This is a genomic window from Pseudomonas leptonychotis (genome assembly GCF_004920405.1).
GTDB classification, from domain to species: domain Bacteria; phylum Pseudomonadota; class Gammaproteobacteria; order Pseudomonadales; family Pseudomonadaceae; genus Aquipseudomonas; species Aquipseudomonas leptonychotis.
In genome coordinates this window covers 275,364-300,163 of the sequence record NZ_RFLV01000001.1, presented here as the reverse complement: position 1 = coordinate 300,163, position 24,800 = coordinate 275,364, and the positions used below count along the sequence as shown (strand labels likewise).

The 24,800-nt window shown below is 57.8% G+C and carries 24 protein-coding genes; 17 read left to right on the top strand and 7 right to left on the bottom strand.

From position 1 onward, the window contains the following. The first annotated feature begins 215 nt into the window (after positions 1-215). Positions 216-1,025, top strand: a complete 810-nt coding sequence (gene tcdA / locus D8779_RS01360) for a tRNA cyclic N6-threonylcarbamoyladenosine(37) synthase TcdA (RefSeq protein WP_136662681.1) — start codon at positions 216-218, stop codon at positions 1,023-1,025. An 86-nt stretch (positions 1,026-1,111) separates the two neighbouring features. Continuing rightward, the gene (locus D8779_RS01355; protein WP_240789659.1) at positions 1,112-1,915 is read left to right on the top strand and encodes a substrate-binding periplasmic protein; all 804 of its coding nucleotides are present in this window, start codon (positions 1,112-1,114) and stop codon (positions 1,913-1,915) included. Here D8779_RS01355 and D8779_RS01350 read toward each other — a convergent pair. From D8779_RS01350 to map, 7 genes are all read right to left on the bottom strand, one after another. Beyond that, on the bottom strand, positions 1,894-2,325 hold the full coding sequence (locus D8779_RS01350; protein ID WP_136662680.1) for a SufE family protein: 432 nt from the start codon (positions 2,323-2,325) through the stop codon (positions 1,894-1,896). The two genes, D8779_RS01355 and D8779_RS01350, sit on opposite strands and share 22 nt — an antisense overlap. Continuing rightward, the gene (locus D8779_RS01345; protein ID WP_136662679.1) at positions 2,322-3,527 is read right to left on the bottom strand and encodes an aminotransferase class V-fold PLP-dependent enzyme; all 1,206 of its coding nucleotides are present in this window, start codon (positions 3,525-3,527) and stop codon (positions 2,322-2,324) included. The genes D8779_RS01350 and D8779_RS01345 overlap by 4 nt, the downstream gene beginning before the upstream one ends. A 189-nt stretch (positions 3,528-3,716) precedes the next feature. After that, the gene (gene dapD / locus D8779_RS01340; protein WP_136662678.1) at positions 3,717-4,751 is read right to left on the bottom strand and encodes a 2,3,4,5-tetrahydropyridine-2,6-dicarboxylate N-succinyltransferase; all 1,035 of its coding nucleotides are present in this window, start codon (positions 4,749-4,751) and stop codon (positions 3,717-3,719) included. 39 nt (positions 4,752-4,790) lie between these two features. After that, positions 4,791-5,138 (bottom strand): ArsC family reductase, encoded by a 348-nt coding sequence (locus tag D8779_RS01335; RefSeq protein WP_136662677.1) that lies wholly within the window; start codon positions 5,136-5,138, stop codon positions 4,791-4,793. Further along, positions 5,135-6,349 (bottom strand): succinyldiaminopimelate transaminase, encoded by a 1,215-nt coding sequence (gene dapC / locus D8779_RS01330; protein ID WP_136662676.1) that lies wholly within the window; start codon positions 6,347-6,349, stop codon positions 5,135-5,137. The genes D8779_RS01335 and dapC overlap by 4 nt, the downstream gene beginning before the upstream one ends. 65 nt (positions 6,350-6,414) lie before the next feature. Beyond that, the gene (locus D8779_RS01325) at positions 6,415-9,117 is read right to left on the bottom strand and encodes a [protein-PII] uridylyltransferase (protein WP_136662675.1); all 2,703 of its coding nucleotides are present in this window, start codon (positions 9,115-9,117) and stop codon (positions 6,415-6,417) included. A gap of 41 nt (positions 9,118-9,158) precedes the next feature. Next, positions 9,159-9,941 (bottom strand): type I methionyl aminopeptidase, encoded by a 783-nt coding sequence (gene map, locus D8779_RS01320; RefSeq protein WP_136662674.1) that lies wholly within the window; start codon positions 9,939-9,941, stop codon positions 9,159-9,161. A gap of 286 nt (positions 9,942-10,227) precedes the next feature. Here map and rpsB point away from each other — a divergent pair, with 286 nt between their 5' ends. From rpsB to rnhB, 15 genes are all read left to right on the top strand, one after another. After that, positions 10,228-10,971 carry a 30S ribosomal protein S2 gene (gene rpsB, locus D8779_RS01315; protein WP_136662673.1) on the top strand — a complete coding sequence of 248 codons (744 nt, stop codon included), beginning with the start codon at positions 10,228-10,230 and terminating at the stop codon, positions 10,969-10,971. A 183-nt stretch (positions 10,972-11,154) separates the two neighbouring features. Next, positions 11,155-12,018, top strand: a complete 864-nt coding sequence (tsf, locus tag D8779_RS01310; protein ID WP_136662672.1) for a translation elongation factor Ts — start codon at positions 11,155-11,157, stop codon at positions 12,016-12,018. 189 nt (positions 12,019-12,207) lie between these two features. After that, the gene (gene pyrH / locus D8779_RS01305; RefSeq protein WP_136662671.1) at positions 12,208-12,957 is read left to right on the top strand and encodes a UMP kinase; all 750 of its coding nucleotides are present in this window, start codon (positions 12,208-12,210) and stop codon (positions 12,955-12,957) included. Next, positions 12,947-13,504 carry a ribosome recycling factor gene (gene frr / locus D8779_RS01300; protein WP_136662670.1) on the top strand — a complete coding sequence of 186 codons (558 nt, stop codon included), beginning with the start codon at positions 12,947-12,949 and terminating at the stop codon, positions 13,502-13,504. Before pyrH ends, frr begins: the two co-directional genes overlap by 11 nt. A 16-nt stretch (positions 13,505-13,520) precedes the next feature. Beyond that, a complete protein-coding gene (gene uppS, locus D8779_RS01295; RefSeq protein WP_136662669.1) occupies positions 13,521-14,276 on the top strand; it encodes a polyprenyl diphosphate synthase in 756 nt (251 codons plus the stop codon). Further along, positions 14,276-15,091, top strand: coding sequence for a phosphatidate cytidylyltransferase (locus D8779_RS01290; protein ID WP_136662668.1), 816 nt, complete (start codon positions 14,276-14,278; stop codon positions 15,089-15,091). The genes uppS and D8779_RS01290 overlap by 1 nt, the downstream gene beginning before the upstream one ends. Beyond that, positions 15,088-16,272 (top strand): 1-deoxy-D-xylulose-5-phosphate reductoisomerase, encoded by a 1,185-nt coding sequence (ispC, locus tag D8779_RS01285; RefSeq protein WP_136662667.1) that lies wholly within the window; start codon positions 15,088-15,090, stop codon positions 16,270-16,272. The genes D8779_RS01290 and ispC overlap by 4 nt, the downstream gene beginning before the upstream one ends. A gap of 21 nt (positions 16,273-16,293) precedes the next feature. After that, complete coding sequence (gene rseP / locus D8779_RS01280) at positions 16,294-17,646, top strand: sigma E protease regulator RseP (RefSeq protein ID WP_136662666.1); 1,353 nt, start codon at positions 16,294-16,296, stop codon at positions 17,644-17,646. 89 nt (positions 17,647-17,735) lie between these two features. Beyond that, complete coding sequence (bamA, locus tag D8779_RS01275) at positions 17,736-20,123, top strand: outer membrane protein assembly factor BamA (protein WP_136662665.1); 2,388 nt, start codon at positions 17,736-17,738, stop codon at positions 20,121-20,123. A 43-nt stretch (positions 20,124-20,166) separates the two neighbouring features. Beyond that, positions 20,167-20,670: an OmpH/Skp family outer membrane protein gene (locus tag D8779_RS01270; RefSeq protein WP_136662664.1), complete on the top strand. Its 504-nt coding sequence runs from the start codon at positions 20,167-20,169 to the stop codon at positions 20,668-20,670. Between the two features lie 2 nt (positions 20,671-20,672). Then, the gene (gene lpxD, locus D8779_RS01265) at positions 20,673-21,731 is read left to right on the top strand and encodes a UDP-3-O-(3-hydroxymyristoyl)glucosamine N-acyltransferase (RefSeq protein WP_420875576.1); all 1,059 of its coding nucleotides are present in this window, start codon (positions 20,673-20,675) and stop codon (positions 21,729-21,731) included. Positions 21,732-21,779: 48 nt separating this feature from the next. Beyond that, positions 21,780-22,220 carry a 3-hydroxyacyl-ACP dehydratase FabZ gene (gene fabZ, locus D8779_RS01260; protein ID WP_136662662.1) on the top strand — a complete coding sequence of 147 codons (441 nt, stop codon included), beginning with the start codon at positions 21,780-21,782 and terminating at the stop codon, positions 22,218-22,220. Beyond that, entirely contained in the window at positions 22,217-22,993 is a 777-nt protein-coding gene (gene lpxA, locus D8779_RS01255) for an acyl-ACP--UDP-N-acetylglucosamine O-acyltransferase (RefSeq protein WP_136662661.1), read from the top strand. Before fabZ ends, lpxA begins: the two co-directional genes overlap by 4 nt. A gap of 3 nt (positions 22,994-22,996) precedes the next feature. Beyond that, complete coding sequence (lpxB, locus tag D8779_RS01250; RefSeq protein ID WP_136662660.1) at positions 22,997-24,130, top strand: lipid-A-disaccharide synthase; 1,134 nt, start codon at positions 22,997-22,999, stop codon at positions 24,128-24,130. Further along, entirely contained in the window at positions 24,130-24,726 is a 597-nt protein-coding gene (gene rnhB / locus D8779_RS01245) for a ribonuclease HII (protein WP_136662659.1), read from the top strand. The genes lpxB and rnhB overlap by 1 nt, the downstream gene beginning before the upstream one ends. The last annotated feature ends 74 nt before the right edge of the window (positions 24,727-24,800 follow it).

Here is a 24,800-nt window from a genome sequence, read left to right as displayed (position 1 = left end):
ACGGGCGTCGGGTGGCGCATGCTACGCCGCCGCTACAGGGCTGTATAGCCCGGCCTACGGGGCTTTTGCTCAGACGATAGTGGGCGCTAAAGGTTCCGTTAATGGCCTTGTGCTACTGCTGTTCGTCAGTTACAACCGATTTGCCCAACACAATGCTTGGGCGCAAGCCGCCGGCTACCTATAATGCGCGCCGCTTAGGGGTTTGAGAGGCCTGAATGCCTGTGGATGAACAACGCTTTGCTGGGATCGCTCGCCTGTATGGTCGTCAAGGTGCTGAGCGCTTAGCGGCGGCGCATGTGGCGGTGGTCGGCATCGGCGGTGTAGGTTCCTGGGCGGCGGAAGCCTTGGCACGTTCCGGGGTGGGCGAAATATCGCTGTTTGATCTGGATGATGTCTGCGTGAGCAACAGCAACCGCCAGCTGCATGCGCTGGACAGCACAGTCGGTCAGCCCAAAGTTGAAGTCATGGCGGCGCGCATTCGCGGTATCAACCCGGCTTGCGTGGTACACGCCGTGACCGACTTCGTCACCCGCGAGACCATGGCCGAGTACATCAGCGAGCAGCTGGATGCGGTGATCGATTGCATTGACAGCGTCAACGCCAAGGCCGCGCTGATCGCCTGGTGCAAACGGCGCAAGATCCAGGTGATTACCACCGGCGGGGCGGGCGGGCAGATCGACCCCACGCAGATTCAGGTAGGCGATCTGAACAAAACCTGGAATGACCCGCTGGCGGCCAAGGTGCGCTCCACCCTGCGCCGCGAATATGGCTTCTCGCGCACCCCTGGGCGTAATTACAGCGTGCCGTGCGTCTACTCCAGCGAGCAGCTGCGCTACCCCAAACCCGATGGCACGGTGTGCCAGTACAAAGGCTTTGTCGGTGAGGGCGTGAAGCTCGACTGCGCCGGCGGTTTTGGCGCGGTGATGATGGTCACTGCAACCTTTGGCATGGTGGCCGCTGCGCGCATTGTCGATAAATTGGTCGCCGGTACACGGCGCCCGTCAGAGCGATCGCCCACGGGTTGAGGGTGTTGGCTACGCTGTAAATAATGACCGGTTCAGGTCGATGTTTAGCAGGGATGCATTAGTGTTTATCCGTTGAGGTGTTTGTGTTGTCCCTGCTGCGTCTTGTTTTAAGCCGTACCCTGAGTCGCCTGCTGCCGCTTACGCTCCTGTTTGCCTGTCTGAATATCAGTGCGCAGCCTGTTGTGCGCATTGGTACGGGTGATTGGGTGCCCTATGTTGATCAGCTGCGCGCGGATGGCGGGGCGCTGGCACGGTTGATTCGCGAGATATTCACCTCTGCGGGTTATCAGGTTGAGTTCGTCTACTACCCCTGGGACCGCAACCTGCTGATGCTAGAGCAGGGGGCTTTGGATGCGGTGATGCCTTATTCCTGCTCAGCCCAGAGGAGTCGAATCAGCGATTGCAGTGATCCAGTGGTGAACGGGGAAGTAGTGTTGTTTATGCGCCGTGATCAGGGGCTGAACTGGACGCGTATCGAAGACCTTAACAAGCTCCGCATCGCCACCACCCTGGGCTATTCCTATGGTCCGCAATTCGATGCGGCGCTGCAGAGCGGGCAGTTGAACGTGCAGCAAAACGGCAAGGAAGATACAGGCTTTCGCTTATTGGAATTGGGCCGTGTGGATGTTCACCCGCAGGACCGAGCGGTGGGGTACGCCATGCTGCGAAGGATGTTTACGCCTGAGGCGCGAGCCGCTATCAGCCACCACCCACGCGTTTTGAGTACCGAACCTCTGCATCTGCTGTTCCGTAAAAACGACGTGAAGGCCGATCAGTTACGCGAGGTTTTCAATGCAGGGTTGCGCGGTTTTGCCAAGAGCGGTGAGCTGGAGCGTCTGCAGCAAGCGTTGTATACCGGCAATACGGATCAATGGTTAACCGCGCCCTGATCGGTCGCGTCCAGCAGTTGCTGCATGCGTTTAAGCACCGCTTGTAGGCCATTGCTGCGCGAGGGCGATAGGTTGCGCGCCAGGCCGAGTTGATCAAACCAGCCCGGCAGATCGAGCTGCGCCAGCTCGCTGCGGGTCAACCCATTGACCCGCACCAATAGCAGTGCGAGCAGTCCGCGCAGCAAGCGCGCATCACTGCTAGCGCGCAACTGCCATTCCTCGCCGTTACGCTCGAGCAGCAACCAGACCTGACTTTCACAGCCCGTTACTCGGTTGCTTTCACAGCGCTCGTTTTCACTGAGCGGTGCCAGCTGTTCCCCCCATTGCATCAGTAAACGCGCGCGCTGTTCCCAGCCGCTACAGGCACGGAATGCGTGCAGTGCAGTTTGGGCGTTGGCGGGCAGGCTCACTGCAGCAACTCCAGAGCCTGGTCCAGTGCGCTAAAAAAGCGCTGCAGATCGTTGGCATCGTTATACAGCCCCAGTGACACCCGAATGGCCCCGCTCAAGCCGAGGCTTTGCAGCAAGGGCATGGCGCAGTGATGCCCTGCGCGCACGGCAATGCCTTGCTCGGTGAGCAGGTGAGCGAGATCGGCAGGGTGCACGTCATCGACGACAAAGCTGGCCAGGGCCACATCAGGGCTGCCCAGCAAACGGATGCCTTGACGCAGGCGCAGGCCAGACAGCAGTTGAGCATGCAACGCGGCCTCGTGGTGGCTTACGGCGTTACTGTCGAGCCTGGCCAGATAGTCCAGGCTAGCGCCGAGGGCGATGACCGAGGCAATCGCTGGGGTGCCGGCTTCAAAACCCAGTGGCGCATCGCGGAACGTGGCAGTGTGGAAATCGGTGTGGTGCAGCATTTCGCCGCCGAACTGCCAGTGCCTGAGTTGTTGCAAGGCGCCGGCGCGGCCATACAGCAGGCCGACACCGTCCGGGCCATAAAGCTTGTGGCTGGAGCAGATATAGAAGTCGCAGCCCAGGGCTTGCAGGTCATGGCGTGCATGCACCACGCCCTGCGAGCCGTCGACCACAGTCACAGCGCCTTGAGCCTGAGCCAGTGCGAGGAGTTGATCCAATGGCTGCCAACAGCCCAGCACATTGGACAGCTGACTGACGGCCAGTAGACGGCTGCGTGGGCCAATCAGTTGCGCCGCTTGCTCCAGGTCGATCAGGCCATGGTTATCCAGCGGCAACACCACCAGCTTGAGCTGGCGGCGCAGCGCCAATTGCTGCCAGGGCAGTAGGTTGGCGTGATGCTCCAGAGCGCTGATGACGATCTCGTCGCCGGGCTGGAAACGCAACTCAAGGCCGTAAGCCAGTAAATTGAAGGCTTCGGTCGCGCTGCGGGTGAATATCAGCTGCTGTGCATCGGCTGTATTAAGCCAGCGAGCGGCTTTCTCCCGCGTCGCTTCGAAGGCACGTGTGGCCCGCTCGCCAGGTAAATGCTGAGCGCGATGTACATTGGCTACACCACCTGCGTAATAGCCATGCAGGGCATCCAGCATGGCCTGGGGCTTTTGCGCAGTGGCGGCGCTGTCGAGGTAGGTCTGGCCTTCGGCTTCAAGGGCCAGCACACCGGGAAAGTCGGCGCGCCAGGGAGAGGTCAAGGACATATGGGCCTCAAGACGACGGGGAGTGCCTAATGCAGTGGGAGGGATGTTAGTCGCGACTTTTGTTTAGTCATTCGCGGCTAAAGCCCCTCCCACTTCGGCTGACTGATACCTAGATCGTCTGATGGGTATCGCGAAGCTCAACCCATCCTACAAGACTACAAGCGCTCGGCTTGCAGTCTGTCGTCAGGCTCAGTTGTGCGCGTGCAGGGCTTCGTTCAGTTCGATGGCTGACTTGTGCGTCTTGCACTCCACGGCGCCGCTCTGCGAGTTGCGGCGGAACAGCAGGTCCGGCTGGCCAGCCAGCTCGCGGGCTTTGAGCACTTTGACCAGCTTGTTGTCAGCATCCAGTAGCGCCACCTTGGTGCCGGCGGTGAGGTACAGGCCGGATTCCACGGTGTTGCGATCGCCCAGCGGAATGCCGATGCCGGCGTTAGCGCCAATCAGGCAGCCTTCGCCCACGGAGATGACGATATTGCCGCCGCCGGACAGGGTGCCCATGGTCGAGCAACCGCCGCCCAGGTCCGAACCCTTGCCGACGAATACGCCAGCGGAGACGCGGCCTTCGATCATGCCAGGGCCTGCGGTGCCAGCGTTGAAGTTGACGAAGCCTTCGTGCATCACGGTAGTGCCTTCGCCCACGTAGGCGCCCAGACGAATACGCGCGCTGTCAGCAATACGTACGCCCGTCGGCACCACGTAGTCGGTCATTTTCGGGAACTTGTCCACCGAGAACACTTCCAGCAGCTCGCCTTTCAAGCGGGCTTCCAGCTGGCGTTCGGCCAGTTCAAGGAGGTCAACTGCGCCCTGGCTGGTCCAGGCCACGTTGGGCAGCAGTGGGAAGATGCCGGTGAGGTTCAACCCGTGCGGCTTGACCAGGCGATGCGACAGCAGGTGCAGCTTGAGGTAAGCCTCAGGGGTGCTGGTCAGCGCGCTGTCTTCGGCGATCAAGGTGACCACCAGTGGCTTCTGGCTTTCGGCCAGGCGCGTGAGCAGAGCGGATTGCGCAGCATCGACATTTTTCAGCGCTTCGGCCAGTTCGCCAGCCTGGTTGTTGCTGATCATGATGGCGTGGTTGCCGCCCTGGTAGTCGATCTTTTCCATTACCTTGGCGACCAACTCACTGCCTGGGTTGAGCAAGGGTTGGGCGTAGAAAACTTCCAGCCAGTTGCTCTGGCGGTTCTGGGTGCCGACGCCGAAGGCCAGGCTGAATAGTGTTGTGCTCATATTGTTTTCCTTACCGCAAATTCGTGTGGGCCGGCTGGTTCATACCAGTTCGGCGGCATAGCGGTCAGCTTTAAAGCCAACCAGGGTTTTGTTGCCGAGATCCAGCACTGGGCGTTTGATCATCGACGGTTGGGCGAGCATCAGTTCGATCGCCTTGTGCTGATCGAGGTCGCTTTTCTGCGACTCGTCCAGCTTGCAGAAGGTGGTGCCAGCACGGTTCAGGATGATTTCCCAGCCATGTTCATTGCACCACTTTTCCAGGTTGCCACGGTCGATGCCGCAGGCTTTGTAATCGTGAAAGGCATAGCTTACCCCGTGCTCGTCGAGCCAGGTGCGGGCTTTTTTCATGGTGTCGCAGGCTTTGATGCCAAACAGGGTGTTGCTCATGCTTGAAGGCTCTTCACAAAGTCACGGATACGTTCAGCAGCCGCCACGCATTCGGCCAGCGGAGCCACCAGTGCCATGCGTACCCGACCGGCGCCTGGGTTATTGCCGTTTACCTCACGTGACAAATACGAACCAGGCACCACGGTGACGTGTTCGCGGGCGTACAGCTCGCGGGTAAAAGTTTCGTCGTCTATCGGCGTTTTGGCCCACAGATAGAAACCACCGTCCGGACGCTGCACGTCCAATACACCGTCAAGAATCGCTAACACTGCATCGAACTTCTCGCGGTACAGGTCGCGGTTGGCTTTTACATGGGCTTCATCGTTCCAGGCGGCCACGCTGGCCAGCTGGGTTTGTACCGGCATGGCGCAACCGTGGTAGGTACGGTACAGCAAGAATGATTTCAAAATGGCGGCGTCACCGGCGACAAAGCCGGAGCGCAGGCCTGGCAGGTTGGAGCGTTTAGACAGGCTGTGGAACACCACGCAGCGCTTGAAATCATGCCGGCCCAGTTCTGCGCAGGCGCTGAGTAAGCCCGCTGGCGGGTTGCCTTCATCGAAGTACAGCTCGCTGTAGCACTCGTCGGCGGCGATCACGAAGTCGAATTTATCGGCCAGGGCGATCAGCTTTTTTAATGTCTCGACTGGGATCAGTGCCCCGGTCGGATTGCCGGGCGAGCAGAGAAACAGAATCTGGCAGCGTTGCCAGACGTCATCACTGACCGCAGCGAAATCCGGGTTGAAGCCATGTTCTTCCAGGCACGGCAGGTAGTGCGGCTGCGCACCAGCGAGAAAAGCTGCGCCTTCATAGATTTGGTAGAACGGATTTGGGCTGATCACCAGGCCCGGCTCTTGCCCGGGTGCGCTGCGCTGTACCACCGCCTGAGTAAAGGCGAACAGTGCTTCACGGGTGCCGTTGACCGGCAACACATGCTGCGCCGGGTTGAGTGTGCCGGCGGGCAGGCCAAAGCGGCGGGTGCACCAGTTACTGATGGCTTCGCGCAGTGGCGCAATGCCCAAGGTGGTGGGGTATACGGCCAGCTGGTCAAGGTTGGCGCTGAGGGCTTCGGCGACAAACGCTGGCGAACGGTGCTTCGGTTCACCAATCGACAGAGCAATCGGTGCCATGTCAGCCGGCGGCTGCACACTGCCCAGCAAGGCGCGGAGCTTTTCGAAGGGGTAAGGCTGCAACTGGGTTAAGGCGTCGTTCATTGTTTCTGTCTCAGGTCTATACGTCGCGCGCTGTCTGCGTGCGGCTTCAGGCTTGGGCGAAAGGGTTAAAAACTGATGGTGCTGGGTTCGGACAGCTGCGCCGCTTTATCGGACAGCTTGGCAATCATGGTGGCCTGCAGACGCATGCACAGCTCTGGGTCTGAAAGCTGTTGGTTCTGCGCGTCGGTGACAAAAAACACGTCTTCGACGCGCTCGCCCAGGGTGGCAATCTTGGCGTTCTGCAAGGACAGGTCAAAATCGAGGAAAATCCGCCCGATGCGCGCCAGCAAGCCTGGCCTGTCAGGGGCCGTGACTTCGATGATGGTCACCGGGCGATGGGCGTCATTGTGAATCGTCACTTGCGGTGCAAAAGCGAAGTGCTTGAGCTGCCGCGGGACTCGGCGCTGAATGATGTTGGGGTAGTCGTCGGGGTGTTTCAGCACGTCGATCAGGCCTTGGCGAATTTCTTCGATGCGGGCCGGGTTGTCACCAATCGAGCCGCCCTCACTCTCAAGCACGATGTAGGTGTCGAGGGTGAACTGGCTGGTTGAGGTGAGAATCCGCGCGTCATGGATGTTCAAGTTGAGCTGGGCCATGGCCGCCACGGTTACCGCAAAGAAATCGTGCTGATCTTCGGCGTAGATGAAGATTTGTGTGCCGCCCTCAAATTCGCGCTGGGTGGTTTCTTTGATCAGCACCAGCGGGTTGCCGTCGTTCGGGTGACGGATGATCGCCAGCGTATGCCAGGCGACATCCTCGGCGGTATGGCGTAGGAAGTAGTCGTCGCCCAGCTGCGCCCAGAGTTGCTCGGCGATGTCGGCGTCAGTGCCGCCGCGTACCAATATGTCCAGCGCTGTGCCTTGGGTCAGGCGAATCTGCTCTTCGCGGTCCAGGGGGTTTTCCAGGCCACGGTTGAGTGCCCGCTTGGTTTCGGTGTACAGCTGACGCAACAAACTGGCGCGCCATGAGTTCCACAGGCTCGGGTTGGTGGCGTTGATATCGGCCACCGTCAGCACATAGAGGTAATCCAGGTGCGTCTGATCGCCGACTAAATGGGCAAAGTCAGAGATCACCTGAGGGTCTGAGAGGTCTTTGCGTTGCGCGGTGGTCGACATCACTAAGTGGCTCTGCACCAGCCAGGCAATCAGCTTGGAGTCCCACGCGGGCAGTTGGTGACGTACGCAGAAGGCGGCCGCATCGACTGCGCCAAGTTCAGAATGATCGCCGCCACGGCCTTTGCCGATGTCGTGGTAAATGCCCGCGAGGTAGATGAGCTCGGGTTTTGGCAGTTTCTCGACCAGCTCACTGGCCAGCGGGAATTTTTCCGCGACTCCAGGCTTGCTCAATTTACGCAGGTGTTTGATCACATTCAGGGTGTGCGCATCGACCGTGTAGATATGAAAGAGGTCATGCTGCATCTGCCCGACAATCAAGCCGAACTCAGGCAGGTAGAGGCCGAGAATGCCGTAGCGGTTCATCCGCCGCAGGTTGCGGTGGATGCCTTCCTTGCATTTGAACAGCTCGATAAACAGGCTGGTATTGCGGATATCGCTGCGAAAGTCATCATCGATCAGGTGGCGGTGATCACGCAGCAGGCGAATGGTGTCGGCGCAGACGCCTTCGATTTCCGGGTGCTGGGCCATGAGCACGAATATTTCCAGGATGGCGAACGGCGTGCGCTTGAAAATACCTGGGTGGGTGGCTTCGATATAGCCGTTGCGCACCTGAAAGCGGCTGTTGAGTTGGGTCGCCTGACCGCTTTCGCCGGCCCGCAGGATCTGCTCTTCAAAGTGCTGCACGATCAGATCGCTAAGCTCAGCAATGGCCATGACCACGCGGTAGTACTTCTGCATAAAGCGTTCGATGGTGCGTTTGTTGTCGCTGCCTTCGAAACCGAGCAACGCCGCTACCTTGCTTTGATGGTCGAATAGCAGGCGGTCCTCGGCGCGTCCGGCGAGCATGTGCAGGGCGTAGCGCACCTTCCAGAGAAAATCCTGGCTGGAGGCGAGTAGGGCGTATTCGCTTTCCAGCAGAAAGCCTTGGCCGACCATGGCATGCAGGTTTAGCGTGCCGAAGTGACGACGCGCGACCCAGAGAATGGTCTGGATATCGCGCAGGCCGCCTGGCGAGCCTTTGACGTTGGGCTCCAGGTTGTATTCGGTGTCGTTGTATTTGCTGTGACGGGCGCGCTGCTCTTGGTGCTTGGCCAGGAAAAACTGCTTGCTCGGCCACATTTGCGCGGTGCTGGTGACGTCCTGCATACGCTGGCGCAAGCGTTCTGGGCCGGCGATGGTGCGGCTTTCCATCAGGTTAGTGATGACGGTCAGGTCGGCGCGGGCCTCGCTGGCGCACTCATCGACTGAACGCACGCTCTGACCCACTTCCAGGCCGATATCCCAGAGCAAGGTCAGGAAGTGCTCGATAGGTTCACGAAAGGTTTCGTGGTCGGCGTTGTCGAGCAGGATCAGTAGGTCAATGTCGGAGAAGGGATGCAGTTCACCACGGCCATAGCCGCCGACCGCCAGCAAGGCGATGTCGGCATCCTCGCTCCATGGCAGGCGCTCCCAGGCTTCGCGCAAGATTTGGTCGACGAACCAGGCGCGGTCTTCGACCAGGCGGCGGATGTCGCGGCCATTGTTGAAGCGCCCATCGAGCACGTCACGGGCGTGACGGATAGCCTTCTTGAACGCCGCAATGGGGCTGGTCTTGAGGGCCAGCTCTGCCTGGAACTGGCCGCGGTCGAACAGCTCGGGATCTACTTGCGGCATTGCGGCCTTCCTTCTTTCTATAAGGCGGATGCGGCTATGGGTCAGGCCGACGTGCGGGCGATGGTGTCATCACTGCGCAGGGTGAAGATTTCGTAGCCGTTAGCCGTTACCAGAAGGGTGTGCTCCCACTGCGCAGAAAGCTTACGGTCCTTGGTAATGGCGGTCCAGCCATCGCCCAGGGTGCGGGTTTCTGCGCGACCCTGATTGATCATTGGTTCGATGGTGAAGGTCATGCCTTCTACCAGCTCCATGCCTGTGCCAGCGCGGCCGTAGTGCAGCACTTGCGGTTCTTCGTGGAACACCGCGCCAATGCCATGGCCGCAGTATTCGCGCACCACCGAGAAACCGTTCTTCTCAGCATGCTTCTGGATCACTTCGCCAATATCGCCCAGGCGTGTGCCGGGCTTGACCAGTTCGATGCCTTTATACATGCACTCTTGGGTGATCTTGGCCAAGCGCTCAGCCCACTCAGGCACCTTGCCGACCATAAACATCTTGCTGGTATCGCCGTGGTAGCCATCCTTGATCACGGTAACGTCGATGTTGATCACGTCGCCTTCTTTTAACGGCTTGTCATTGGGGATGCCGTGGCAGACCACGTGATTGACCGACGTGCAGATAGATTTTGGGAAACCTTTGTAGTTGAGCGGGGCAGGGATGGCCTGCTGCACGTCGACAATATAGTCATGGCAGATACGGTCGAGCGCTTCGGTGGTGATGCCGGGCTTGACGTGCTCGCCAATCATTTCTAGAACTTCGGCAGCCAGGCGACCGGCTACGCGCATTTTTTCGATTTCATCGGGCGTTTTGATGGTGACGGTCATGTGCGGTTCTCGAACGCGAACAGAAAGGGCGTCATCTTAACAGCTAGAGGTTGCAGCCATAAGCGCCATGTGAGCGTGTGCCGGTCGTAGAGGCAGCATGTGTTGTGGTGGGCGTGTAGCGCGCCGCACACTTTTATGGTATAAAACGCGCCGCTTTACGGGCTGTGTGCCCGAAAGCTTAAACCCACACACGTATCGACACGGTTTCCTGGGTGCCTTGCGGCGAGTTCGCGCGGTTGGAGATCGGGATACGTGGAGGCCTAACCCGACTTATCAAGGAACTACAATGTCCCAAGTCACTATGCGCGATATGCTGAAGGCCGGTGTGCACTTCGGTCACCAGACCCGTTACTGGAACCCGAAAATGGGTAAGTACATTTTCGGCGCGCGCAACAAGATCCACATCATCAACCTTGAAAAAACCCTGCCAATGTTCAACGACGCACTGTCGTTCGTTGAGAAGCTGGCTTCGGGCAAAAACAAGATTCTGTTCGTTGGCACCAAGCGTTCCGCTGGCAAGATCGTTGCTGAAGAAGCAGCACGTTGCGGTTCGCCGTACGTCGATCATCGCTGGTTGGGCGGCATGCTGACCAACTACAAAACCATCCGTGCCTCGATCAAGCGTTTGCGTGATCTGGAAGTTCAGTCCCAGGACGGTACTTTCACCAAGCTGACCAAGAAAGAAGCCCTGATGCGCACCCGTGATCTGCAAAAGTTGGATCGCAGCCTGGGTGGTATTAAGGACATGGGCGGTCTGCCAGACGCGCTGTTCGTAATCGACGTTGACCACGAGCGCATTGCTATCACCGAAGCCAACAAGCTGGGCATCCCAGTTATCGGCATCGTTGATACCAACAGCAGCCCGGAAGGCGTTGACTACATCATCCCAGGTAACGATGACGCCATTCGCGCCATCCAGCTGTACATGGGTGCCATGGCTGATGCTGTGATCCGTGCTCGCAACAATGCAAATGGCGGCACCGACGAATTCGTCGAGCAAGCCCCTGCTGCAGAAGCGGCTGAAGGCTAAGCAAAACGCGCCTAGCGTTTGCTTAGTTCGCAAAAAGGGGGCCTGGCCCCCTTTTTGCCACCTTGAAAACCATCGTCGACGTATTAGTTGCAATTGTTCTAAGTCACAGTCGGCAGTGCGTTAAGAATTGAGCGCCCGTTCGCGGGTGGAATGGTTAAAAACCTATCCAAGAGGAATTTAGAAATGGCAGAAATTACTGCGGCGTTGGTTAAAGAACTGCGTGAGCGTACTGGCGAAGGCATGATGGATTGCAAGAAAGCCTTGACCAAGGCTGGCGGCGACATCGAAAAAGCCATCGACGACATGCGTGCTTCCGGCGCGATCAAAGCTGCCAAGAAAGCCGGTAACGTAGCTGCTGAAGGCGCAATCGCTATCAAAGAAGACGGCAAAGCTGCCGTTCTACTGGAAGTTAACTCGCAGACTGACTTCCTGGCTCTGCAAGATGACTTCAAGGCATTCGTTGCTGCCAGCGTTGAGCAAGCCTTTGCTGACAAGTTGACCGATGCTGCTCCGCTGATCGAGGCGCGTGAAGCTGATCGTCTGATTCTGGTGGGCAAAGTTGGCGAGAACGTAAATATTCGTCGTCTGGTTCGCGTTGAAGGTGATGTGGTCGGCACTTACCTGCACGGTAACAAGATCGGTGTCGCTGTTGTTCTGAAAGGCGGCTCTGTTGAGCTGGCTAAAGACATCGCCATGCACGTAGCGGCCAGCAACCCAGAGTTCCTGTTGCCTGCGGAAGTTTCCGCTGAAGCCATTGAGCGCGAGAAAGCCGTGTTCATCAGCCTCAACGAAGACAAAATCAAGGGCAAGCCGGCTGAAATCGTCGAGAAGATGGTTGCTGGTCGTATCAGCAAGTTCCTGGCTGAAGCCAGCCTGGTTGAGCAAGCCTTTGTTAAAGACCCGGAAATCAAGGTCGGTGCTTTGGCTCAGAAAGCCGGTGCTGAAATCGTTTCGTTCACCTACTTCAAGGTTGGTGAAGGCATCGAGAAGCCAGTGGACAACTTTGCTGAAGAAGTTGCTGCTCAGCTGGCTGCCAGCAAGCAGTAAGACGGTTAATAGCTGTCGCCCCGAAGAGGCTGCCCGCTAACGCGCGCGGCCTCTTTGTCAAATTGAGGGCATAGCTAAGCTGTGGGGTGTTGGGGCTTTGGCACCAATGACCCGGAGCGCTGTCGAAGCGCTCGATAAAAGCGAACCGAAGGTTTGCACAGAATTCAAACGCCGCAGGAGAGACTCGCAATGGCTCAGCAGATGAGTGGTCGTCAACCGCGCTACAAGCGCATTCTGCTCAAACTTAGCGGCGAGGCCCTGATGGGGTCGGAAGATTTCGGTATCGATCCGAAAGTGCTGGACCGTATGGCGCTGGAAGTCGGCCAGCTAGTAGGCATTGGCGTGCAGGTCGGTCTGGTGATTGGCGGTGGCAATCTGTTCCGTGGTGCTGCGCTGAGTGCAGCCGGTATGGATCGGGTAACCGGCGACCATATGGGCATGCTGGCGACCGTGATGAACGCCTTGGCCATGCGCGATGCGCTGGAACGCTCGAACATCCCCGCTATCGTGATGTCGGCCATCTCCATGGTCGGAGTGACCGATCACTACGACCGACGCAAAGCGCTGCGTCATCTGAAAACCGGTGAGGTGGTGATTTTCGCCGCTGGCACTGGCAATCCGTTCTTTACCACTGACTCAGCCGCTTGCCTGCGCGCCATCGAAATTGATGCCGACGTGGTGTTGAAGGCGACCAAGGTCGATGGTGTGTACACTGCCGATCCATTCAAGGATCCGCATGCCGAGAAATTCGATCGTCTGACGTACGATGAGGTGCTCGACCGCAAGCTGGGCGTAATGGATCTGACGGCTATCTGCCTGTGCCGTGACCATAATATGCCCCTGCGGGTTTTCAATATGAACAAGCCCGGCGCCCTACTAAACATTGTGGTGGGTGGTGCTGAAGGCACTCTGATTGAGGAAGACAAGAATGATCAATGAGATCAAAAAAGACGCCCAAGAGCGCATGCAAAAAAGCCTAGAGTCGCTGCTCAATGCGTTTAGCCGTATCCGCACAGGCCAAGCGCACCCGAGCATTTTGGGTGGCGTCATGGTGCCTTATTACGGCTCGGACACCCCGCTCAATCAGGTGGCCAACGTTACCGTTAAAGATTCGCGCACCCTGCAAGTCGTGGCGTTCGAGCGCAACATGCTGGGCGCCGTGGACAAAGCGATTCAAAGTTCGGGTCTGGGCTTTAACCCGACCAACCTGGGTGAATTGCTGCTGATCTCCATGCCAGCCCTGACTGAAGAAACCCGCAAGGGCTTCACCAAACAGGCGCGTGATGCCGCTGAAGATGGTCGTGTGGCCGTGCGCAATATCCGTCGCGATGCTCTGAGCCAGTTGAAAGACTTGGTCAAGGAAAAGGAAATAAGCGAAGACGAAGAGCGTCGTGCTGCCGATGATGTGCAGAAGCTGACTGACAAGTTCGTGGCTGAGATCGAAGTGGCGGTGAAGCAGAAAGAAGCGGATCTGATGGCCGTTTAACGGTCAGGATCTCGTCATGGAAAAGACCAAAGACGGTAGTCCGCCGGCCGTGCCACGGCATGTGGCGATCATCATGGACGGTAACAATCGCTGGGCGAAGAAGCGCTTGTTGCCGGGTGTGGCCGGCCATAAAGCCGGTGTTGATGCTGTGCGTGCGGTGATCGAGGTGTGTGCTGAGGCGGGCGTTGAAGTATTGACGCTGTTCGCCTTCTCCAGTGAAAACTGGCAGCGCCCGGCCGAAGAGGTCAGCGCGCTGATGGAGTTGTTCCTCAGTGCGCTGCGCCGCGAAGCGAAGAAACTCGACGCCAATGACATCAGTCTGCGCATCATCGGTGATCGCTCGCGCTTTCACCCTGAGTTGCAAGCCGCCATGCGTGAAGCGGAAACGCAAACCGCTGGTGATAAGCGTTTTATCTTGCAGGTCGCAGCCAATTACGGCGGCCAATGGGATATCGCCCAGGCGGCGCAGCGGCTGGCGCGGGAAGTTCAGGGCGGTCACCTAAAGGCCGAAGACATAACCCCTGAGTTGCTGCAAAGCTGTCTGGTCACCGGCGATTTGCCGTTACCAGACCTGTGTATCCGTACCGGTGGTGAACACCGCATCAGCAACTTCCTGCTCTGGCAACTGGCCTACACCGAGTTGTATTTCTCCGACCTGTTTTGGCCGGATTTCAAACACGACGCCATGCGTAAAGCCTTGGCCGATTTTGCTAGCCGTCAGCGTCGCTTTGGTAAAACCGGCGATCAGGTGACTGCTGAGGCCCGCAGCTGATGCTCAAGCAACGAATTATCACGGCTCTGGTGCTATTGCCATTCGCCCTAGGCGGCTTTTTTCTGCTCAATGGTGCGCTGTTTGCGCTGTTTATTGGTGCGGTCGTTAGCTTGGGTGCGTGGGAGTGGGCTCGTTTGGCAGGGTTTACTGCGCAGGTGCAGCGCATTGCCTATGCCGCGTCGGTAGCGGGGTTGTTGTTCGGCTTGTACCTATTGCCCGGGTTGGCGCCTTGGGTGCTGTTACTTGGGGTGGTCTGGTGGGTCGTGGCGACTTTTCTGGTTTTGGGTTATCCCGCCAGCAGCCGTTTTTGGGCGCAGGCGCCGGTCAGGTTGCTGATTGGTCTGTTGATTCTGCTGCCGGCCTGGCAAGGCTTGGTGCTGTTTAAGCAGTGGCCTGAGGCGAACTGGCTGATTCTGGCGGTGATGGTGTTGGTGTGGGGTGCCGATATTGGCGCTTACTTCAGCGGTCGACGTTTTGGTAAGCGTAAGCTGGCCCCGCAGGTCAGCCCCGGTAAAAGTTGGGAAGGGGTGTTCGGCGGTTTGTTGGTGACCTTGCTGATTTGCCTGGGCGTGGCTATTTACCGTGACTGGTCGTTTTTCAGCCTGCTGTTGGGGCTGGCCGGCACGGCCGTGGTGGTGCTGATCTCAGTGGTCGGCGACCTGACCGAAAGCATGTTCAAGCGCCAGTCAGGGGTTAAAGACAGCAGTAATCTGCTACCCGGCCATGGTGGCGTGCTCGATCGTATCGACAGCCTGACGGCGGCCATTCCTGTGTTCGCGGCGCTGTTATGGCTGGCGGGTTGGGGCGCGCTGTGAGTCACCCGCAACAGATTACCGTGCTGGGGGCGACCGGTTCGATCGGTCTGAGCACCCTCGATGTCATCGCTCGTCATCCTGAGCGCTATCAAGTCTTTGCGTTGTCCGGCTTCAGTCGCCTGGCTGAGTTGGAAGCGTTATGCATGATCTACCGCCCGCGGTTTGCTGTGGTGCCGCAGGCTCTTGAGGGTCGCCATCTGCAAGAAGGTTTGCGGGCTGCCGGGCTTGCTACTCAGGTGCTGCATGGTCCTGAAGGCTTGTGTCAGGTAGCGGCGCACCCTGAAGTGGATGCGGTGATGGCCGCTATTGTTGGGGCGGCAGGTTTGCCGCCAACCCTGGCAGCAGTCGAAGCCGGTAAGAAAGTACTCTTGGCCAATAAAGAGGCCTTGGTGATGTCGGGCGCACTGTTTATGCAGGCCGTCAGACGCAGCGGTGCGGTGCTGTTACCGATCGACAGCGAACACAATGCGATTTTCCAATGCCTGCCGGGCGACTACGCTCGAGGCCTAAAGCAGGTCGGTGTGCGGCGTATTTTGCTGACCGCATCGGGTGGACCATTTCGCGAAATGCCGCTGGAGCAGTTGCATGCGGTGACGCCTGAGCAGGCGTGTGCCCATCCCAACTGGTCGATGGGGCGCAAGATTTCGGTTGATTCGGCCAGCATGATGAACAAGGGCCTGGAGTTGATCGAGGCCTGCTGGTTATTTGATGCCACTCCTGCGCAGGTTGAAGTGGTGGTGCATCCGCAGAGCGTGATCCATTCGCTGGTGGATTATGTTGACGGTTCGGTGCTGGCGCAGCTGGGTAACCCGGACATGCGCACGCCCATCAGCCACGCCCTGGCCTGGCCGGAGCGGATCGACTCTGGTGTTGCGCCGCTGGATCTGTTCGCCATTGCCCGGCTGGATTTTCAAGCGCCGGATGAGCAGCGCTTTCCTTGTTTACGGCTGGCACGCGAGGCCGCGCAAGCTGGCGGTACTGCGCCTGCGATGTTGAATGCGGCCAATGAAGTAGCCGTTGCGGCGTTCCTTGAGCGGCGCATCCGTTTTCCCGAGATCGCGCGTATTATCGAAGACGTTCTGCATGCTGAGCCCGCCCTGGCGGTTGAAAGCCTGGATACGGTGCTGGCCGCTGATGGTCGGGCACGTAACCTTGCTGAACAATGGCTAAGTCGGCGCTGATCGCTGACGCGGAGAAGGTTGATGAGTGCGCTCTATATGTTGGTTGGCACCCTGGTTGCGCTAGGGGTTTTGGTAACCATTCACGAATACGGTCATTTCTGGGTGGCCCGCCGTTGCGGCGTTAAAGTGCTGCGGTTTTCCGTCGGCTTTGGCAGCCCGTTGCTGCGCTGGCATGACCGTCAGGGCACTGAGTTTGTAGTGGCCGCTATTCCGTTGGGTGGCTATGTAAAGATGCTGGATGAGCGCGAAGGTGACGTCCCGCCTGAGTTACTTGATCAGTCGTTCAATCGCAAGTCGGTCCAGCAGCGCATTGCCATTGTGGCGGCTGGTCCGGTGGCGAATTTCTTGCTTGCGCTGCTGTTCTTCTGGGTTGTGGCGATGCTGGGCAGCCAGCAGGTGCGCCCGGTTATCGGTGCAGTCGAGGCGGGTAGCCTGGCTGATCTCGCTGGTTTGCAGGCAGGGCAGGAGATTATTGCGGTAGATGGCGAGCCGACGACGGGGTGGGCTGCGGTCAATCTGCAACTGGTTAGCCGCTTGGGTGAGAGTGGTCGTTTGGATCTGGTGGTGCGCGAGCCTGGTTCTTCGATCGACAGTGCGCGACAGATCGCGCTGGATAACTGGTTGCGCGGTGCTGATGAGCCGGACCCTATCGCCTCCTTGGGTATTCGTCCTTGGCGTCCGGTCCTGCAGCCGGTGTTGGCGCAGCTGGACCCCGAAGGCCCAGCCTTTGCTGCGGGTTTGCAGGTCGGTGATCGCCTGCTGGCGCTCGACGGTCAGTCGCTGGCCGATTGGCAGCAGTTGGTGGATCAGGTCCGTGGTTTGCCGGGTAAAAAAGTCACCCTGTTGGTTGAGCGTCAAGGCCAGCAGTTGGATGTGCCGTTAACCTTGGCTGCGCGTGGCGAAGGCAAAGTGCTCAGCGGTTACCTGGGTGCGGGCGTCGCGGGTGGGCAATGGCCGCCTGAGATGTTGCGCGAAGTCAGCTACGGCCCTCTGGAGGCCATCGCTGTAGGTGCCAAAAATACCTGGACAATGAGCGTTCTGACCCTTAATTCCCTGAAGAAAATGCTGTTTGGCGAGCTCTCGGTAAAAAACTTGAGCGGGCCGATAACCATTGCTAAAGTGGCGGGCGCTTCTGCTGAGTCGGGGTTGAGTGATTTTCTTAAATTTCTCGCCTATCTGAGCATTAGTCTGGGGGTTCTTAATTTGCTGCCTATACCCGTGCTGGATGGCGGGCATCTGCTTTTTTATCTAGTCGAGTGGGCGCGTGGTCGTCCTCTTTCGGATCGGATACAGGGTTGGGGTATGCAGATCGGCATCAGTTTGGTGGTTGGGGTGATGTTGCTGGCCCTGATAAACGACTTGGGTCGGCTGTAACCGTCACTGAATTACGCTCTCCTTATGTGCCAAAAGTGTCGCTTAAAGCGGCAGATTTTTTATTGTCAGTTGAAATAAGAAAGGACTTCATGAAACGTCTGCTGCTACCTGCGGTGCTTGCCGCACTGATGATCACCGAAGTTCACGCCGAGTCCTTCACCATTTCCGATATCCGGGTCACTGGCCTGCAACGCGTTTCTGCGGGCAGTGTGTTCGGTGCCTTGCCCCTGAATGTGGGTGCACAAGCGGATGACCGCGCATTGGTCGAAGCCACTCGCGAGCTGTTCAAAACCGGTTTCTTTCAGGACATTCAGCTCGGACGTGAGGGCAACGTACTGGTTATTGCGGTCGTTGAACGTCCGTCGATCTCCGGTATCGAGATTGAAGGTAACAAGGCCATCAGTAGCGAAGACTTGCTCAAAGGCTTGAATCAATCCGGTCTGGCCGAAGGTGAGATTTTCCAGCGGGCAACTCTGGAGGGCGTGCGCAACGAATTGCAGCGCCAATACGTTGCTCAGGGCCGTTACTCAGCCGAAATTGAAGCTGAAGTGATTCCCCAGCCACGTAACCGTGTGGCGTTGAAGATCAATATCAATGAAGGCTCTGTTGCCGCTATCCAGCACATCAACGTGGTGGGCAACTCGGTCTTTTCTGATGAAGACCTGATCGATCTGTTCGAGTTGAAGACCACCAATTGGCTGTCGTTCTTCAAAAATGATGACAAGTACGCGCGTGAGAAACTCTCCGGCGACTTGGAGCGTCTGCGCTCCTACTACTTGGATCGCGGCTACATCAATATGGATATCAGCTCTACGCAGGTATCCATCACCCCAGACAAGAAACATGTGTATGTGACAGTCAACGTCGATGAAGGCGAGAAGTTCACTGTGCGTGAGGTCAAGCTCAGCGGTGAGCTGAAAGTGCCGGAAGAAGATGTTCGGGCGCTGTTGCTGGTGCAAGAAGGGCAGGTGTTCTCACGCAAAGTGATGACCACTACCTCCGAGCTGATCACCCGCCGTCTGGGTAACGAGGGTTATACCTTCGCCAACGTCAATGGCGTGCCAGAAGCTCATGATGATGGCACCGTATCTATTACCTTTGTGGTCGACCCGGGCAAACGTGCTTACGTTAACCGCATCAATTTCCGCGGTAACACCAAGTCTGAGGACGAAGTGCTGCGCCGTGAAATGCGCCAGATGGAAGGTGGTTGGGCGTCAACTTATCTGATCGACCAATCCAAGACCCGTCTAGAGCGCCTCGGCTACTTCAAGGAAGTAAACGTCGAAACGCCGCAGGTTCCTGGCACTGATGATCAGGTCGACGTTAATTACAGCGTTGAAGAGCAGGCGTCCGGCTCGATCACCGCAAGCGTTGGTTTTGCCCAAAACGCCGGTCTAATCCTTGGCGGTTCGATTACCCAAAACAACTTCCTCGGTACGGGTAACAAGGTCAGCGTCGGTCTGACCCGCAGCGAATACCAGAGCAACTACAACTTCGGTTTTGTTGACCCCTACTGGACGCCAGATGGTGTCAGCCTGGGTTATAACGCCTTCTTCCGTGAAACCGATTACGACGAGCTCGATACTGATGTATCCAGTTACTCGGTCGACAGCTACGGTGCTGGTGCCAGTATTGGCTACCCGATCAGCGATACGTCACGCCTAACCTATGGCCTGACCATTCAGAACGACAGTATCGGCACCGGTAATTACACGGTTGATGAGATCTACGACTTTATTGAGGAAGAGGGCGACAGCTACTTGAACGTCAAAGCCTCGATTGGTTGGTCCGAGTCGACCCTCAACCGTGGCGTGCTAGCTAATCGCGGGCACTCGCAGAGCCTGGTGTTCGAAACCACGGTGCCAGGCAGTGATTTGTCGTTCTTCAAGGTCGATTACCGCGGCCAGCTGTTCAAACCGTTGAGTGACACCTATACCTTGCGTCTGCACAGCCAGCTGGGCTTCGGCGATAGCTACGGTTCAACTTCCGAGTTACCGTTCTATGAGCATTATTACGCGGGTGGTTTTAACTCTGTCCGGGGCTTCAAGGACAGCAGTCTGGGGCCGCGCAGTACGCCAAGCGTTGCGCGCATCAACGGTGTGCCGAACTTTAATGAAGGTGCTGGCCCTGGTGATGACGGGCGTTACACAGACGACCAAGATCCGCTGCCATTTGGCGGTAACGTTCTGATTCAAGGGGGGGTTGAGCTGCTATTCCCTATGCCGTTCGTCAAGGATCAACGTTCTTTGCGCACAGCACTGTTCTGGGATGTGGGTAATGTGTTTGACACCAGCTGCGGCAAGTCTCAGGGCGATTGCGGCAGCATTGATCCGGGTAACTTGGCCAGCTCCGTGGGTGTCGGTTTAACTTGGATCACCGCACTGGGCCCGTTGAGCTTTAGTTTGGCCATGCCTCTCGTCAAACCAGACGATGCCGATACGCAGATTTTCCAGTTCTCTCTCGGTCAGACGTTCTAAGCGTCGGATTATTGAATACCAACAGTTTTTCAGGAGTTGCACCGTGCGTAAGTTGACTCAACTGGTTTTGTTAAGTGTTGCCCTGCTGGCGACTCCGGCCTTTGCCGAGATGAAAGTAGCAATATTGAACTATCAAATGGCCTTGCTTGAATCTGATGCTGCTAAGCGTTATGCCGTGGATGCCGAGAAGAAATTCGGCCCACAGCTGAGCAAGCTGAAAACCTTGGAAAGCGATGCCAAGCGTATTCAGGACCGTCTAGTCAAAGATGGCGATAAAATGCAGACCGCTGAGCGTGAGCGCCTGGAACTTGAATTCAAGCAAAAAGCCCGTGATTTCCAGTTTCAGTCCAAAGAGCTGAATGAGTCCAAAGCTGTGGCTGATCGCGAAATGCTGAAAAAACTCAAGCCGAACCTGGACAAGGCCGTGGAAGAAGTGATCAAGAGCGGTAACTTCGATCTGGTGCTGGAGCGTGGTGCGGTGATTGATGTCAAACCTCAGTTCGACATCACTCGCCAGGTTATCGAGCGTATGAATCAGCTGCGCTGATCATGAGTGCAACAGTTTTTACCCTGGGTCAGTTGGCCGAGCGTCTGGGTGCCACCTTGCGTGGCACTGCGGATAAGCCAATTACCGGCTTAGCCACACTGCAAGAGGCTGGGCCTGATCAGCTAAGCTTTTTGGCCAACGCTCAGTACCGTAAGTTTCTCCCCAGCTGCCAGGCTGGCGCGGTGTTGTTGACTGCTGGTGATGCCGACGGTTATGTCGGCAATGCGCTGGTCGTTGCTAATCCTTATCTGGCGTATGCCGAGCTCTCCCATCTGTTCGATCGCAAGCCCAAGGCTTTGCCTGGCGTGCACCCCACTGCGGTGGTGGCGGCCGATGCGCAGATTGATCCGGCTGCCAGTATTGGCGCGTATGCGGTGATCGAAAGTGAGGCGCACATTGCCGCTGGCGTAACCGTCGGTGCGCAGTGCGTTGTCGGTGCCCGTTCGGTGATCGGTGAGGGTGGTTGGTTGGCCCCGCGGGTGACGCTGTATCACGATGTGCGTATCGGTAAGCGCGTGGTCATTCAATCCGGCGCGGTCATTGGCGGTGAAGGCTTCGGCTTTGCTAATGAGAAAGGCGTTTGGCAGAAGATCGCTCAGATCGGTGGGGTGACCATTGGCGACGACGTCGAGATCGGCGCCAATACCACGGTGGATCGTGGCGCGTTGTCGGACACGCTGATCGGTAACGGCGTGAAACTGGATAACCAGATCATGATCGCGCACAACGTGCAGATCGGCGATAACACCGCTATGGCGGGTTGTGCGGGTATTTCCGGAAGCACCAAGATTGGCAAAAACTGCATGATCGCGGGCGGCGTCGGCATGGTTGGGCATATCGAGGTGTGCGACAACGTGTTCGTCACGGGTATGACCATGGTCACCCGGTCGATTACCGAACCTGGCTCTTACTCGTCGGGTACCGCCATGCAGCCAGCGGCGGAATGGCGCAAGAGCGCGGCTCGGATTCGTCAGTTGGATGACATGGCGCGACGCCTGCAGCAGTTGGAAAAGCAGCTCGCCGCCGTGACCTCGGCGCCTGACATGCCATCTGATGCCTGAGCCGGCACCTGCCGGCTTCTCTATTTTCTCTTACAGGCTTCTCTGCACATGATGGACATTAACCAGATTCGCGAATACTTGCCGCATCGCTACCCATTCCTGCTGGTGGATCGGGTGGCTGAGCTGGATCTTGAGGGCAAGCGCATTCGTGCTTTCAAGAATGTCAGCATCAATGAGCCGTTCTTCAACGGGCACTTTCCTGAGCACCCGATCATGCCTGGTGTGTTGATCATCGAGGCGATGGCCCAGGCTGCCGGTATTCTTGGCTTCAAGATGATGGATCTGAAACCGTCTGACGGCACCCTGTATTACTTTGTGGGTTCCGACAAGCTACGCTTTCGTCAACCCGTGGTGCCGGGTGATCAGTTGATTCTCGAAGCCCATTACTTGAGCAGCAAGCGCAGCATCTGGAAGTTTGCGTGTAAAGCCAGCGTCGACGGCAAGGAAGTCTGCTCGGCAGAAATTATTTGTGCGGAACGCAAACTATGAGTTTGATTGACCCTCGCGCCATCATCGACCCCAGTGCCAAGTTGGCCGACGACGTTGTCGTTGGCCCATGGTCGATAGTCGGGGCCGAAGTCGAAATTGGCGAGGGTACAGTGATCGGCCCCCATGTGATTCTCAAGGGGCCGACCCAGATCGGTAAACACAACCGCATCTATCAGTTTTCCTCGGTGGGTGAAGACACCCCCGACCTCAAGTACCAGGGCGAGGCGACTCGCCTGGTGATTGGTGACCATAACGTGATCCGTGAGGGTGTCACCATCCATCGCGGTACCGTACAGGACCGCAGTGAAACCACCCTTGGCGATCACAATCTGATCATGGCCTATGCCCATATCGGTCATGACAGCGTCATTGGTAATCACTGCATTTTGGTCAATAACACGGCGCTGGCCGGACATGTGTGGGTGGATGACTGGGCTATTTTGTCTGGTTACACCTTGGTCCATCAGTTTTGCCATATCGGTGCGCACAGCTTCTCTGGCATGGGCACGGCGATTGGTAAGGACGTTCCGGCGTTCGTCACCGTATTTGGTAATCCGGCTGAAGCGCGCAGCATGAACTTCGAAGGCATGCGCCGTCGTGGTTTTAGCAGCGATGCAATCGCCGCCTTGCGCCGTGCCTACAAGATTGTTTATCGCCAAGGGCTAACCGTAGAGCAGGCAATGGCTGAGTTGGCCGAGTCGTGCGCAGAATTCCCCGAAGTCGCAATTTTTCGCGACTCTATCCAGGCTTCCAGCCGCGGCATAACCCGATAATTTATGACTGACCTGATGCGTGTCGCGCTGGTCGCCGGCGAGGCGTCTGGCGATATTCTCGGCGCGGGCCTGATGCAGGCCCTTAAAACCCAATACCCACAGATCGAATTTATCGGCATCGGTGGCCCGCTGATGCAGGCCCAGGGGCTGAACTCCTATTTCCCGATGGAGCGCTTATCGGTGATGGGCTTGGTCGAGGTGTTGGGGCGTCTTCCCGAGTTGCTGGCGCGACGCAAGCGTCTGATCAATACCCTAATCGAGGCCAAGCCGGATGTGTTTATCGGCATCGATGCGCCGGATTTCAACCTGACCCTTGAGCTCAAGTTGCGTCAGGCCGGAATCAAAACGGTGCATTACGTCAGCCCATCCGTATGGGCCTGGCGGCAGAAGCGCGTGTTGAAGATTCGTGACGCCTGCGACTTGATGCTGACCCTGTTCCCGTTTGAGGCGCAGTTCTACCAAGACCATCAGGTACCGGTGCGGTTTGTCGGTCACCCGCTGGCCGACACCATTCCACAGCAGGCGGATCGTGCTGCGGCGCGTGAGGCGCTGAACTTAGCGCATGAGCAACCGGTGGTAGCGTTAATGCCTGGCAGTCGTGGCGGTGAAGTGTCGCGCCTGGGCAGTCTGTTTCTTGATGCGGCGGTGCGGTTGCGCACTTTGCGCCCAGGTATCCAGTTTGTCTTGCCATGCTCCAGCCCCGAACGCCGTGCACAGCTTGAGCAGATGCTAGTAGGCCGTGATTTGCCACTGACCTTGCTCAATGGTCGCTCTCATGAGGCGCTGGCTGCCTGTGATGCGGTGCTGATCGCTTCTGGTACGGCGACTCTTGAAGCCCTGCTGTACAAGCGGCCGATGGTGGTGGCTTACAAGGTTGCGCCATTAACCTACCGCATTCTCAAACGCCTAGTGACCAGTGCTTATATTTCCCTGCCGAATCTGCTGGCCGAGCGTTTGCTGGTGCCTGAAATGATCCAGGATGCGGCCACCCCCGAAGCGCTGGCGCAGTTGCTAGCACCGCTGCTGGATGGCGGTACAGTGCAAACCGAAGGCTTTGATGTGATTCATCGGGCATTACGCCGTGATGCCTCAGTGCAAGCCGCTCAGGCAGTGTTGCAGCTGGTTGGGCGCAACTGATGCAACTTGGACTGGATTTCACCTTGGTGCAGGAGCTGGTTGCCGGGGTTGATGAAGTGGGGCGTGGTCCGCTCTGCGGTGCAGTGGTGACGGCGGCGGTAATTCTTGATCCGGCGCGGCCGATTCTGGGTCTGAACGACTCAAAAAAGCTGACTGAGGCGCGCCGCGAAAAGCTCTTCGACGAGATCTGCGAGAAGGCCCTGGCTTGGTGTATTGCCCGCGCCGAGGTAGAGGAAATCGATAAGCTGAATATCCTCCACGCCACCATGCTGGCCATGCAGCGCGCGGTCGAGGGCCTGAGTGTGACGCCCAAATTAGCGCTAATTGATGGCAACCGCTGCCCTGTATTGCAGGTGCCTAGCGCCGCCGTGATCAAGGGTGATAGTCAGGTGCCGGCGATTGCTGCCGCATCAATTCTGGCCAAGGTCAGCCGCGACCGCGAGATGCAGCTGCTCGATGCGCAGTACCCTGGTTATGGCATAGCCGGACACAAGGGTTATCCGACCCCAGTGCACCTTGAAGCACTGCGTCGCCTGGGGCCGACTCCAATTCACCGGCGCTCGTTCGGCCCGGTCAAGGCGCTGTTGGAGACGTAGGATGGGCTGAGGCGCTTGCGCCGATACCCATCCTGTCGCGCGATGGGTATTGCTGCGCTCAACCTATCCTACTT

Coding starts and splice junctions, on each gene's coding strand:
- lpxB (WP_136662660.1), top strand. CDS start 22,997: ATGACTGACCTGATGCGTGTCGCGCTGGTCGCCGGCGAGGCGTCTGGC.
- pyrH (WP_136662671.1), top strand. CDS start 12,208: ATGGCTCAGCAGATGAGTGGTCGTCAACCGCGCTACAAGCGCATTCTG.
- D8779_RS01335 (WP_136662677.1), bottom strand. CDS start 5,138: ATGAGCAACACCCTGTTTGGCATCAAAGCCTGCGACACCATGAAAAAA.
- lpxA (WP_136662661.1), top strand. CDS start 22,217: ATGAGTTTGATTGACCCTCGCGCCATCATCGACCCCAGTGCCAAGTTG.
- tcdA (WP_136662681.1), top strand. CDS start 216: ATGCCTGTGGATGAACAACGCTTTGCTGGGATCGCTCGCCTGTATGGT.
- dapD (WP_136662678.1), bottom strand. CDS start 4,751: ATGAGCACAACACTATTCAGCCTGGCCTTCGGCGTCGGCACCCAGAAC.
- rnhB (WP_136662659.1), top strand. CDS start 24,130: ATGCAACTTGGACTGGATTTCACCTTGGTGCAGGAGCTGGTTGCCGGG.
- fabZ (WP_136662662.1), top strand. CDS start 21,780: ATGATGGACATTAACCAGATTCGCGAATACTTGCCGCATCGCTACCCA.
- D8779_RS01325 (WP_136662675.1), bottom strand. CDS start 9,117: ATGCCGCAAGTAGATCCCGAGCTGTTCGACCGCGGCCAGTTCCAGGCA.
- bamA (WP_136662665.1), top strand. CDS start 17,736: ATGAAACGTCTGCTGCTACCTGCGGTGCTTGCCGCACTGATGATCACC.
- D8779_RS01290 (WP_136662668.1), top strand. CDS start 14,276: ATGCTCAAGCAACGAATTATCACGGCTCTGGTGCTATTGCCATTCGCC.
- frr (WP_136662670.1), top strand. CDS start 12,947: ATGATCAATGAGATCAAAAAAGACGCCCAAGAGCGCATGCAAAAAAGC.
- rseP (WP_136662666.1), top strand. CDS start 16,294: ATGAGTGCGCTCTATATGTTGGTTGGCACCCTGGTTGCGCTAGGGGTT.
- map (WP_136662674.1), bottom strand. CDS start 9,941: ATGACCGTCACCATCAAAACGCCCGATGAAATCGAAAAAATGCGCGTA.
- rpsB (WP_136662673.1), top strand. CDS start 10,228: ATGTCCCAAGTCACTATGCGCGATATGCTGAAGGCCGGTGTGCACTTC.
- dapC (WP_136662676.1), bottom strand. CDS start 6,349: ATGAACGACGCCTTAACCCAGTTGCAGCCTTACCCCTTCGAAAAGCTC.
- uppS (WP_136662669.1), top strand. CDS start 13,521: ATGGAAAAGACCAAAGACGGTAGTCCGCCGGCCGTGCCACGGCATGTG.
- lpxD (WP_420875576.1), top strand. CDS start 20,673: ATGAGTGCAACAGTTTTTACCCTGGGTCAGTTGGCCGAGCGTCTGGGT.
- tsf (WP_136662672.1), top strand. CDS start 11,155: ATGGCAGAAATTACTGCGGCGTTGGTTAAAGAACTGCGTGAGCGTACT.
- D8779_RS01345 (WP_136662679.1), bottom strand. CDS start 3,527: ATGTCCTTGACCTCTCCCTGGCGCGCCGACTTTCCCGGTGTGCTGGCC.